At 41.5% G+C, this 12,430-nt stretch carries 8 protein-coding genes; 4 read left to right on the top strand and 4 right to left on the bottom strand.

Annotation, left to right across the window (positions count from 1 at the left end; translation table 11 throughout):
- Positions 1 to 287 precede the first annotated feature (287 nt).
- Together GXP67_RS23115 and GXP67_RS23110 are read left to right on the top strand one after the other, a co-directional pair.
- Positions 288 to 1,040 carry an acyl-CoA desaturase gene (locus GXP67_RS23115; RefSeq protein WP_162445303.1) on the top strand — a complete coding sequence of 251 codons (753 nt, stop codon included), beginning with the start codon at positions 288 to 290 and terminating at the stop codon, positions 1,038 to 1,040.
- 255 nt (positions 1,041 to 1,295) lie between these two features.
- Entirely contained in the window at positions 1,296 to 2,897 is a 1,602-nt protein-coding gene (locus GXP67_RS23110) for a Na+/H+ antiporter (RefSeq protein ID WP_162445302.1), read from the top strand.
- A gap of 38 nt (positions 2,898 to 2,935) precedes the next feature.
- Here GXP67_RS23110 and GXP67_RS23105 read toward each other — a convergent pair whose 3' ends face one another.
- On the bottom strand, positions 2,936 to 4,435 hold the full coding sequence (locus tag GXP67_RS23105; RefSeq protein ID WP_162445301.1) for a potassium/proton antiporter: 1,500 nt from the start codon (positions 4,433 to 4,435) through the stop codon (positions 2,936 to 2,938).
- Between the two features lie 689 nt (positions 4,436 to 5,124).
- Between GXP67_RS23105 and pyrH the strand changes: the two genes are divergently transcribed.
- Positions 5,125 to 5,838, top strand: coding sequence for a UMP kinase (pyrH, locus tag GXP67_RS23100; RefSeq protein WP_162445300.1), 714 nt, complete (start codon positions 5,125 to 5,127; stop codon positions 5,836 to 5,838).
- Positions 5,839 to 5,977: 139 nt separating this feature from the next.
- Positions 5,978 to 6,538 carry a ribosome recycling factor gene (gene frr, locus GXP67_RS23095; protein ID WP_162445299.1) on the top strand — a complete coding sequence of 187 codons (561 nt, stop codon included), beginning with the start codon at positions 5,978 to 5,980 and terminating at the stop codon, positions 6,536 to 6,538.
- Between the two features lie 178 nt (positions 6,539 to 6,716).
- Here frr and GXP67_RS23090 read toward each other — a convergent pair whose 3' ends face one another.
- The 3 genes from GXP67_RS23090 to GXP67_RS23080 form a co-directional block, all read right to left on the bottom strand.
- Positions 6,717 to 8,030 carry a TolC family protein gene (locus GXP67_RS23090; protein ID WP_162445298.1) on the bottom strand — a complete coding sequence of 438 codons (1,314 nt, stop codon included), beginning with the start codon at positions 8,028 to 8,030 and terminating at the stop codon, positions 6,717 to 6,719.
- 106 nt (positions 8,031 to 8,136) lie between these two features.
- Positions 8,137 to 11,232 carry an efflux RND transporter permease subunit gene (locus tag GXP67_RS23085; RefSeq protein WP_162445297.1) on the bottom strand — a complete coding sequence of 1,032 codons (3,096 nt, stop codon included), beginning with the start codon at positions 11,230 to 11,232 and terminating at the stop codon, positions 8,137 to 8,139.
- 11 nt (positions 11,233 to 11,243) lie between these two features.
- Positions 11,244 to 12,389: an efflux RND transporter periplasmic adaptor subunit gene (locus GXP67_RS23080; protein WP_162445296.1), complete on the bottom strand. Its 1,146-nt coding sequence runs from the start codon at positions 12,387 to 12,389 to the stop codon at positions 11,244 to 11,246.
- Between the last annotated feature and the right edge of the window lie 41 nt (positions 12,390 to 12,430).

Below are 12,430 nucleotides of genomic sequence, written 5' to 3'. Positions count from 1 at the left end.
CCGGATACTTTTTTTATCAAAAAACCGAGTAGTTACAGCATAATTGTGTAAGCCATATTTACTAAACAACAGTCGCACAGTCAGCCAATTATATATAAATTTTCAATAGTTTTCGGGCTTTTCTGAACTTATTTTTCAATTAAATAATTATTTATTTACTTTGCGTAACAGCCGTAAAATTTTTCTCATACAATAGTTGACAAAAATTTCCTCAATTCCGTAAACATTTTAGCTTCACAGCTTCTTAACCTATATAAGTTCTAATTTTAACCTAAATTTATTAATACGTGATTATTTTAGTTTTCTTCTTTGCCCACTGGTATTTATCTCTGTTCTGCCAGACTTTCTTTCTGCACCGCTATTCGGCACACAAGATGTTTACGATGAATCCTTTCTGGGAAAAGTTTTTCTTTTTTCTCACCTATGCTACACAAGGATCTTCTTATCTAAGTCCAAGGGCATATGCCATTCTGCACCGCATGCACCATGCCTACAGCGATACAGATAAAGACCCTCATTCTCCTCATCACACAGAAAATCTGTTTACGATGATGTGGGAGACAAAAGATATTTATAACGGGTTTGCCAAAGGCACTGTTGATCCGGACCCACAGTTCGACAGGGATTATCCGGTATGGGAAAGAATGGAAAAAATAGGTGATTCCTATATTTCAAGAATTGCCTGGGGTACTTTTTATGTATTGGTGTATGTACTTTGTTACCTGTATGCTGATATGCACTGGGCTTTCTTCTTTCTGCTTCCGGTTCACTTCCTGATGGGACCAGTACACGGAGCGATTGTAAACTGGAGCGGACATAAATATGGCTATGCCAACTTTGATAACCACGATAAATCTAAAAACTCTCTGGTATTTGATGTGCTGATGCTGGGCGAACTGTTCCAGAATAACCATCACAAATTGCCGAACCGGGTGAACTTCGGTGCCAAATGGTTTGAGTTTGATCCGGTATATCCTGTCATTAAATTTTTACATATGGTTCGTATTATTAAGCTGAAACCAGTGAAGGTAAAAGCATAAGCATACAATATTTTCACAAAAAAGCGGCAGGTGATCATTCATCTGCCGCTTTTGTTTTATACTGTTAAAATTAATAGCTTGCATACCTATACATAGTTTCTTTAAAAGAGACTGATAACTGAGTTTTATAAAGTAACTCAGAACCCTTATCTTGTTCTCTGGTTTCCAACCATTTCATAACAACCATCTGCCTATAAGCAGATAATTTTCATTACTTATAAAACTAATACTTCTACACATTGCTCTCCGAAGCATATGCGCGACATTGAAATTATAATTGTACTGCTTGCTGTTATTACTGCCCTGGCGCAGGTCACCGACAAAGTTAAAATTCCTTACCCCATTCTTCTGGTATTAGCCGGCATTGCAATTGGCCTGATTCCGGGTTTACCTCATGTAGAACTAAGTCCGGAAGTGGTATTTCTCATTTTTCTGCCGCCATTGTTATACTCAGCCGCCTGGTATACCTCCTGGCCTGATTTCAAAGCCGCCAAACGTCCGATTACTCTTCTTGCTATAGGCTGTGTGCTTTTTACTACAACCGCAGTTGCTGTGGTGGCGCATTATTTTATTCCGGGATTTTCGTGGCCGGTGGCTTTTGTATTGGGCGCCATTATTTCGCCGCCAGATGCCGTAGCAGCAACCAGCGCCACCAAAGGCCTGGGCGTTCCCAGAAGGGTGATCACCGTACTGGAAGGGGAAAGCCTGGTAAATGATGCCACAGGCCTGATTGCCTTCCGCTATGCGGTAGCGGCTGTTACTACCGGACAGTTTATCTTATGGGAAGCCAGTTTGCAATTTGTGTGGGTAGCAGTTGTAGGTGTGCTGATAGGCTTACTTATAGGATGGGTAGTGGTATGGGTGCATAAAATAACACCTAATAACCCCATTGTAGATACCAGTCTTACTTTGCTTACACCTTTTATCTCTTACCTGATCGCCGAAGAACTGCATGTATCGGGTGTGCTGGCAGTGGTAACTACAGGATTGTTTATTACCGTACGGTCTTCTGAAATATTTTCTCACCAAAGCCGTATGCAGGCAGTAGCGGTATGGAATTCTATCATTTTTCTGCTGAATGGCGTTGTATTCACGCTGATAGGACTTCAGTTGCCTTCCATTGTAGAAGGTATTAGTCAATATTCCTGGGGAACGCTCATTGGGTATGGTGCCATCATCAGCCTGGCTGTAATTGTAGGAAGATTAATCTGGGTATATCCCGGCGCTTATTTTCCAAGGCTACTGAGTTGGAAAGTCCGGCAGCAGGAACCGGAAACCAATATTAAACTGGTAAGCATCGTGGCCTGGACAGGCATGCGGGGAGTAGTATCTCTGGCAGCAGCTTTATCTTTGCCTTTAACCATAGATGGCACCACTCCTTTTCCGGAACGGAACCTGATTCTTTTTCTGACTTTTTGTGTAATTCTCTCTACACTCGTTTTGCAGGGATTAAGTTTGCCCTTCCTGGTCCGCTGGCTGGGTATCAAACCAGATGGAAGTGCCCATACAGAAGAACTGGATGCCAGGATGAAAATCGCTACAGCGGCCATTACCTATATCGAAGAAAACTTTTCCTACGGCGTTGTAACCGATGAAGTGCTGGCACAGATCAAAACCAAATATGAAATCCGGATTTCGCGGCTTATGAAGCAGAAGGGTACCAAAGCCAAACCACGCATTGATGAAGAACAAATTATCCAGTTCCATAGCCTGCAACATGAACTCATTAATATAGAACGTACTCTGGTGATCGGACTCCGGAAAGAAGGTAAGATCAGCGATGAAGTACTGCGACGCCTGGAGTATGAACTTGACCTGGAAGAAGCCAGAGTGGTTCTGGAAAAAGATGCCAGTTAAGCCTCCTTATCCCACATCTTTATCTATTGCATTTCTTATTACAAATTATCAGCAACGCCCAGATTTTTATATGTTTCCATTAAAACATCATGGTCATCTGTTATAATTAAAAGAATGTCCTTTTCCTGTAAAACCGTTTTTCCAGTTGGAATAAAATAATTTTCATCCCGTTTCACCATTACAACCAGAGTTTTATCGGGTAGTTCCAGGTCCATCAGATGATTTCCTTTAATTAGTGATTGAGCATTAATTTTGATTTCAGTAGTAACAGATTTTATTTCGTCAGAAAACTCCACATCAAAATTTTTCAATGCTTTTATTTGGTTTGGCTTAGCAGCCAGGCCAAGCCAGGCCGCCATTTGTGAAAGGGAAGTTCCTTGAACTACCAAGGAAACAAGTGTACAGAAAAAAACGATATTGAAGATTAAGCGCGCATGAGGCACATTTTCAACAAGCGGGAGTATAGCAAAAATGATGGGAACAGCCCCTCGGAGACCTACCCACGACACAAAGAGTTTATCCTTAAACGGCATATGACGGAAAGGCAATAAACTAAGAAAAACACTAAGCGGACGTGTTACAAATATCATTAAAAAACTAATAATGAGCCCAGGTATAGCAATTGGAACTAATTCACGAGGGTTAACAAGCAATCCTAATGTCAGGAACATTAATAACTGGCTCATCCAGGCCAGGCCATCAAAAAAATTAAGGGAGGAACGCTTATGCACAAATTTGGAATTGCCAATCACCAGTCCACCTATGTAAACAGCCAGATACCCGTTACCTTTGATAAAATAGGTAAATGAAAAGATGAAAATGCAGAAAGTAAAAACCAGGATGGGATAAAGAGAGCCATTTTCAATTTGCAAACGGTTGATTGTGCGGACGGCCAGTTTTCCCAATAAAAAACCTGCAGCTGCTCCAATTACAAGTTGCACCACCAACATCCCCGCAGCCATCCAATAGTTTGTGGCGCCTTCCATTTTAATAATTTCTATCAGGGTAATAACAAGCACGTATGCCATAGGGTCGTTACTACCACTTTCAAGTTCCAGCATAGGCCGGAGGTTATTTTTCAGTTGCACTCCTTTAGAGCGCAGAATAGAAAATACCGAGGCGGAGTCTGTAGATGACATGGTTGATGCCAGCAACAGAGAAGTTAAAAATCCAACACCTGCTCCTTGCATGGTCCACCCTAGCACCCACCATATAACAATACCAGTAATGATTGCTGTTAAAAAGACACCGAAAGTCGCTAAAACGATCCCCTGAGGAATTATCGGGCGTATTTCAGAAATCTTGGTATCCATCCCTCCTGAAAAAAGTATCACACAGAGTGCTATTGTTCCTATAGTCTGTGCCACCTGAATATTTTCAAATTGAATACCCAATCCATCACTGCCACTTAGCATACCCACAGATAGAAACAATAGTAAGGCAGGTACGCCAAACCTATGACCAGCTTTTCCAGCCAAAATACTCAGAAAGAAAAGGAGAGCTAAGCCTAATAGAATTAATTCAATTTGTACAACCATTCTTACAACAATTTAAGGTGGACATTACGCATCATATGAACAGCAAATATCTGATTATCAAATATTTTAATGATCGTTATCAATAACAAACCGGCAAAAATTTAGTGTTATTTAATATCTTGTCGCTTAAAGATAGGCCGATTTGCCCTTTTATCCTAGCAAGAAAGTCAACCTGATTTCTTCTGACAGAGCATAATAACTCTTATTTATATCATAAAAAGCTACATGAAACCATATCTTTTAAAACCCAATTTAAGTTGCCAGGCTTCGATAAGGCCAAGGGTATTCGTGTCATTTTTAGACCAGTCCGGTCTATCTAGGTATGCTTTCCCGCTCGTTAATCCGAATAAATTAGTTTCAAAACAATAACCTGCAGTAGAGAAGGCCAAGTACTATTGCTCAAGTATTATCTCTTCCACAGTGAATACTTGAATGTTATATTTTCCTGTAGCTTAACATAAGAGAGTTTGCCTGGAAAAGCTTAATCAATGCTAAACTCCTCCTGAATAAAGTGACATAGCAGGTTTATGTTTTTTACCAGTATCTAAAAAACATTCTTACCCTAACGTAAAATCATTATCTTTGCCAGATTTTTGACCTTTACCCTACTATAAAGAATCAGAAAAAAAATGAAACCACCCTATTAAGCCTGAACTCAGGAAATTTTACATAAACCAAACTATTTTCAAATGAAGTACAAAAGAATTCTTCTCAAATTAAGTGGCGAAGCGCTCAGCGGTAATAAAGGGTATGGAATAGATCCTAAAATTTTAATGCAATATTCCGGAGAGATCAAACGGGTGATGGATGCAGGAACGCAGGTAGCCATTGTAATAGGTGGAGGAAATATTTTCAGAGGTACAGATGCGGCAGCTGCTGGCATCGACCGGGTACAAGGGGATTATATGGGAATGCTGGCTACCGTAATTAATGCGATGGCTTTGCAGGGGGCATTGGAGAAAGTAGGACTGTTTACAAGACTGATGTCTGGTATTAAAATGGAACAGGTATGTGAGCCATTCATTCGCCGCCGGGCGGTTCGTCACCTGGAAAAAGGCAGGGTTGTAATTTTTGGAGCCGGTATTGGTAACCCTTATTTTACTACCGATTCTACAGCAAGTCTGCGGGCCATTGAGATTGAAGCCGATGTAGTACTAAAAGGCACCAGGGTAGACGGCGTGTATACTGCCGACCCGGAAAAAGATCCAACAGCCACCAGGTATACCAGAATTTCTTTTGAAGAAGTTTACCAGATGGGCCTGAATGTAATGGACATGACCGCCTTTACGCTTTGTAAGGAAAATAACCTGCCAATTATTGTGTTTGATATGAATAAAGCAGGTAATTTATATCGTCTTATACAGGGAGATGATGATATAGGTACCCTGATTTCTATGAACTAAAGTATGAACAGTTTACGTATACGGTCGTAATTACATAAGCTGATGCTTTTAGAATGATACATTCATCTTACCATCTATACGTATTGAATTGTACAATCAATAACAGATAGCTTGATAAACCCCTAATTCATTATTAACAATGGAAGAAATACAATTATTCTTGGAAGATGCCAAAGACTCAATGGAAAAAACGGTAAAGCATACTAGTGCTGAACTCAATAAGATCCGTGCCGGCAAAGCGATGCCTTCTATGCTGGATGGCTTGTCAGTCGAATACTACGGAACCATGACGCCCCTCAATCAGGTGGCTACGGTAAATACGCCCGATGCCCGTACGATTTTGATTAAACCTTTTGAAAAGAAAATGATCGGGGAAATTAATAAAGCTATCAATAACAGTGACCTGAAACTGACTCCCCAACTGGATGGTGATATGGTACGCCTCAACATTCCGCCTTTAACAGAAGAACGCAGACGGGAACTGGTGAAAAAAGTAAAGAATGAAATAGAAACCGGAAAAGTAGGCATCCGTAATATCCGTAAAGATACCAATGAATCGCTGAGGAAACTTCTGAAAGAGGGCGCTTCAGAAGATGAAGTAAAACGGGCTGAAGACAAAGTGCAGGACCTGACCAATAGCTATATTGCCAAAATAGATGTACTGATGACTAATAAAGAAGCGGAAATCATGACGGTGTAATCCGGAAGTAGTGAGTATTAAGTATAGCTGGTATTTAATTCAGCTTGATGCTAATAAATAAAAAAGCCTGGTTCAAAAACCGGGCTTTTATTTTTAAATCTCATAGAAGAGTTTTGTTATTGCTTGTATCTGAATTTTAAATCTCTGTACTCACCACTCTATACTCATTACTGAATGATTACTGAATAATCCGGCTGCTCAGGCGCAGTAACTCAATTTCGGCCAGTTTCCCGGCATATTCTGCATCGATCAGGCGGCTTTCTGTATTTACGGCATTCCGTTGTACCTCCCGGAGTTCGAGCGGGGTAGATACACCCAGTTTATAGCGTTCCAGGGCAATATCGATATTCTGCCGGGCAATGGCCAGGTTTTCCTTTTCCAGGGCGATCAGATTGAGGCTGTTCTGGTAGTCGGTGTATGCCCGCTGTAGGTCTGCCTCCAGTTGTACTTTCAGCTCATCAATTCTGATATCTGTAACTTCCCGCTGAATTTTGGCATTCTGGATACGGCGGTTCTGGTCTAATCCGTTTAATATATTCATGGTTACTCTGGCTCCATAGGTATATCCTGCGTTCCTGTTACTCAAGGCAAAACCTACAGCCGCTTCAGCCCGGCTATAAGTATAATCGCCAGTTAAACTCAGCCTTGGAAAGCGTTCTGCTTTTAAAGCTTTCGTTTCCAGGTAAGCGATATTGCGGTTCCGCTGGGCTAAAAGCAGATTTGGGTTGCGTTGAATGGTAGACTCACGCAGAGCAGTCAGTTCCAAATTCTCATCTACAATAATTGTATCTGATACTATAAAATCTGCCTCAGAAGTTCTACCCAATATTTCATTCAAGCTTACTTTGGCATTTGTCAATAAACGCTCTTGCTGGATTAAGGCAGATTTATCGGTATTATAATCGACCTGGGCAGCCAGGTAATTCAATTTGGAGCCTGAACCCACTTCATACTGTGCTTTGGCTAAGTCGAGCCGCTGCTGGGAAATATTGAGGGCATCGGTAAATGCACTTACTTTTTCCTGTTGCTGAATAATATTATAATAGGAATTACTTACTGTGGCAATAGAATTTTCGATATTTACTTTGGCTATTTCTTCACCGGCATTGCGTAATTCCTTCAGCTGGTCATAGGCAATAAACATTCTGGTACCGTCAAAAACAGTCCAGTTGAACAATACAGAACCAGATATACGGTTTGATCTGGCATTATCTACTTCCCTAACATCTCCATTAAAAGATACTTGCTTGGTATCATTTATAGAATAACTCCGGATTCCATCTAAACCCAGGGTTGGCAAAAAAGCAGCTACCCCCAGCCGGTAGTCATTGGCGGAAATTTGTTTTTCACGCTCAGCAATTCTAATAGTGTAATTATTTTCCAGGGCGATTCCTACTGCTTTTTCAATCGTTAATGTATCTGTTCTATTTGCTTCCTGCGCAAAGGAAAGTGCAGGCAAAAGCAGCAGACTGATAAAAGTATTTTTTATCATGAGTGGTCAAAAGTAGTTTTAAAGTTGAGAGCTGCGTAAGGAATAGGCTTAATAAGCCTGGTCCTTACGCAGCTATTGAATGAGTTTCTATACAAAATAATAATTGTTAAACACCTGCACTTTCCAGCTGCCGTACTTCCTGGGCTTTTTGCTCATGTGGTTTAACCCTTCTGGAAATATAAGAATATAGGGCAGGTATTACATATAACGTGAGTATCAACGAAAACATCAAGCCACCGATGATGGCAATACCAATAGGCATCCGGCTTTTAGAGGCAGCTCCCAGGGCTAATGCAATCGGCAGCGCACCCAGAACAGTAGCTAAACTCGTCATCAGAATAGGACGCAAACGCTGAGTAGCAGCATCAACTACGGCATCCTTCACCGACAAGCCTTCTTCTTTACGCTGGTTGGCAAATTCCACGATCAGAATTCCATTTTTAGTTACAATCCCGATCAGTACAATAATCCCAATCTGGCTGAAAATATTCAATGTTTGCCCAAATAACCATAAGGACAATACCGCACCGGCTAAAGCCAAAGGTACCGTAAACATGATAATTAATGGGTCGGTGAAGCTTTCAAACTGCGCCGACAAAATCAGGTAAATCAGCACCAGAGCCAGTAAAAATGCAAATAGTAAGCTGCTTGAACTTTCTGCAAACTCTTTAGAAGTACCTGCCAGACTTGTTGAAAAAGAGTCATCGAGTACCTCATTAGCAATTCTATCCATCGCTTCAATGCCCTGGCCTAAAGTAACACCCGGAGCTGGTGATGCAGAAACTGTGGCAGCTACATAGCGGTTATAACGGTATAATTGTGGTGGGCTGCTCTGGTCGCTTAATTTTACTACATTATCTAATTTAATTAACTCGCTCTTGTCGTTTTTAACATAAATAGAACTTAAATCTACAGGTTCATCCCGGTTGGAGCGGTCGGCCTGGCCAATTACCTGGTATTGTTTACCGTCTTTAATAAAATAGCCAAAACGCTGACCACTGTAATACAACTGCAAGGTTTCGGCAATATCCAGTACAGATACCCCCAAGATTCTGGCACGTTCCCGGTCAATTTCAATACTAAGTTCAGGCTTATTGAATTTCAGATTCAAGTCAACTACCTGAAAATTCGGATCAGCTTGGGCTTTATCCATGAATTTAGGTATGATTTCTTTCAGTTTTTCGAAATTAGGTGCCTGCAATACATATTGAACTGGCAAACCTGCTCCTCTACCGCCGCCAATGGTTTGCTCTTGCACCACAAAAGTACGGGCGAAATTATACTGCCGGGCTATGCCTCCTAATTTATCCGCCAGTTGCTGCTGTGTAATGTCACGTTTGGTTGGATCTACCATTGTCATTCGGACAAAGCCGGTATTTACAGCGCCTGAACCACTAAATCCGGGAGCCGTAACCGAAAGAATGGATTCTCTTACATCCATTGTATCTACTAATTCAACTATTTTTTCTATGTATTGATCCATTAATTCATAGGAAGTACCTTCAGGGGCAGTAGCCTGAATATTTAACCGGCTTTTATCTTCTAAGGGCGCTAACTCAGAAGGAAGTTGTGACCCGATACCTAAGATAATTCCTCCTGACACCACCATAATCACAATAGCCACCCAGCGGTAACCCATAAATGCTTGCAGGGATTTATTATATCCCTCGGTCATCCTCTCAAAAAACCGTTCTGTAACCTGGTAAAACTTGCTTGGTTTTACTTTCTTTTTTAGAAATCTGGCACTCATCATAGGTGTAAGTGTCAAAGAAACAAAAGCAGAAATAATAACAGAACCTGCTACTACCACCCCAAATTCACGGAATAATCGTCCGGTAATACCTTGCAAAAATATAATTGGTAAAAATACAGCTGCCAGCGTGATAGTAGTAGAAATAATAGCAAAAATAATCTCCTGTGAACCTTTATGTCCGGCTTCTTTAGGGTCCATGCCTTCCTCAATCTTTGTATAGATATTTTCTAATACGACAATCGCATCATCTACGACCAGGCCGGTAGCCAGTACAATTCCAAGCAGGGTAAGAATGTTTATAGAGAACCCTGAAATGTACATAATGAAAAAAGTACCGATGAGCGAAATCGGAATCGCCAATACCGGAATCAATGTGGTACGCCAGTCACGGAGGAATACAAAAATTACCAGAACTACCAGCCCGAATGCGATCAGAATGGTTTCTTCTACTTCTGTAATAGCCTTACGGATATTAACGGTTGTGTCCAGGGCCATTCCCAGTTTAAGATCTTTAGGCAATTCTTTTTTAATCTGATCTACTCTTTTATAAAACTCATCGGCAATGGCTATATAATTAGCCCCAGGCTGCGGCGTTACGGCCACCCCTATCATAGGGATGCCACCATTTCCTCTTAAAAGGCTTCGTTCATTCTCAGGAGCTAATACTGCCTTTCCAATATCACTGAAGCGTACAATAGAACCTTCTGTTTCTTTAATGATCATATCACTAAACTCCTGCACCGTTCTCAGGCGGCCTAAAGTCCGTACACTTAATTCTGTTCCATAGCCTTCAATTCTTCCGGATGGAAGTTCCACATTTTGCCTGACCAGGGCATTTCTCACATCCAGCGGAGCCAGTTGATAAGCAGCCAGTTTATCAGGGTCCATAAGCAGGCGCATGGCATATTTTTTCTCACCCCATATCCGGATTTCACTTATACCTGGAATAGTTTGCAGCCGTTCTTTAAAAACATTATTACCTATTTCCGATAGTTCGAGTAAACTCCGGCTATCGCTTTGTACCGTGAGCGAAAGTATGGTTTCCGCATTGGCATCTGCTTTAGATACAATAGGTGGATCGGCATCCTGAGGCAAATTACGCTGTGCCCGAGACACCCGGTCGCGAACGTCGTTGGCAGCCGCTTCCAGATCTACTTCCAGGTCAAACTCTACCGTAATACTACTACGCCCATCGCTGCTCTGAGAAGTTAAGGCATTGATACCTGCAATCCCATTGATAGACTCTTCCAGCGGCTCTGTGATCTGCGATTCAATAATATCGGCATTGGCACCGGTATAGTTGGTTTGTACTGTTACGATCGGGGGGTCTACACTGGGATATTCCCGTACACCCAGGGTGGTAAAGCCAATAAACCCAAATAGCAGAATTACTATCGAGAAAACAGTGGCCAGAACCGGGCGGTTAATGCTAAGTGATGAAATATTCATAAGCTATGAAGTTATTTGCCAGCACTGGTAAGCTGGTTGTTATTTTTAGGGGCTTCGTTAGTTCTCAAATCTCTCACTTTTACCTGCATGCTGTCTTTCAACTGCAGGAGGCCGGTAATAATCAAACTATCGTTAATTTGTACCCCTTTGGTGATCTGAATTTTTCTCTCGGTACGGATACCGGTTTCTACCGGAAAAGACTTAGCCACACCATTCTTGTACAAAAACACTTTTTGTCCCTGTAATTCCGGAATCAAGGCTTCTGTCGGGATCATCACCGCATCATCAATGGTTTGCAGGGTAAGCTGTACCTTCGCAAAAGCGCCCGGAAGCAGTTCCCGGGCAGGATTGGGTGAAGTAGCCCGGATACGTAAGGAACGGGTAGCCAGATCAATTCTTGGTTCTACCGCATATACGTTTCCTTCATATTGTTTGTCTATGCCATTAATAGTAAAACCAATTTTATTTCCTGCTTTTACCTGTCCTGCATATTTTTCCGGAACAGAAAATTCAATTTTTACCGGATCAATGTCCTGCATAAAGGCAATCTGCGAACTAGGCGATACATAACTGCCGGCACTCACATAGCGTAAGCCGATAATCCCATCGAAAGGTGCACGGATAGAATATTTGGCTATCACTGCCCGTAATTGTTGCAACTCTGCATTGCTGGAATTCAGCTGTGTTAGTACAATATCGTATTCCTGCTGGCTGATGGCCTCTTTTTCCAGGAGCCTTTTCTGGCGGAATTCCTGATCCTGGTTTAACTTAATATTATATTCTAAGCGTTTGAGCTGCGCCTGCTGCTCATCATCGTTGATGCGAACCAGTAATTGCCCTTTTTTCACCCGGTCACCTTCATTAAAATAGATCTGGCTGATTTTTCCATTAATTTCGCTCCGTAATTCTACTTCTTCATTGGCCATAATCGTACCCGTAGACTGAATCTGGTTGTTGAGTTTTTCGGTTTTCACCAGCATCACATCTACTGCCACACCACCTGGGCCGCCACCTCCTGGTACTGTAGCAGCTGCAGTTCCCGAACCTTTTTTAGGGCCATCATCTCCTTTCAGAATTCCCATTCTCGGTACAGCTACCATTGCTACAATAATCAGCAATACAGCGCCAATCAATACCATTTTTAAAGTTTTACTCATTCTAGTTTATTATTTATTATATGTTGTTAAATATCTATTTC

The organism is Rhodocytophaga rosea, from assembly GCF_010119975.1.
In the GTDB taxonomy this organism is placed as follows: Bacteria; Bacteroidota; Bacteroidia; order Cytophagales; family 172606-1; genus Rhodocytophaga; species Rhodocytophaga rosea.
The sequence above is the reverse complement of the archived record's forward strand: the minus strand, read 5'-3'. Positions and strand labels throughout refer to the sequence as shown.

Excerpts from the sequence above, each read along its gene's own strand:
- GXP67_RS23110 (WP_162445302.1), top strand. The coding sequence starts at position 1,296 with ATGCGCGACATTGAAATTATAATTGTACTGCTTGCTGTTATTACTGCC.
- GXP67_RS23105 (WP_162445301.1), bottom strand. The coding sequence starts at position 4,435 with ATGGTTGTACAAATTGAATTAATTCTATTAGGCTTAGCTCTCCTTTTC.
- pyrH (WP_162445300.1), top strand. The coding sequence starts at position 5,125 with ATGAAGTACAAAAGAATTCTTCTCAAATTAAGTGGCGAAGCGCTCAGC.
- frr (WP_162445299.1), top strand. The coding sequence starts at position 5,978 with ATGGAAGAAATACAATTATTCTTGGAAGATGCCAAAGACTCAATGGAA.
- GXP67_RS23090 (WP_162445298.1), bottom strand. The coding sequence starts at position 8,030 with ATGATAAAAAATACTTTTATCAGTCTGCTGCTTTTGCCTGCACTTTCC.
- GXP67_RS23085 (WP_162445297.1), bottom strand. The coding sequence starts at position 11,232 with ATGAATATTTCATCACTTAGCATTAACCGCCCGGTTCTGGCCACTGTT.
- GXP67_RS23080 (WP_162445296.1), bottom strand. The coding sequence starts at position 12,389 with ATGAGTAAAACTTTAAAAATGGTATTGATTGGCGCTGTATTGCTGATT.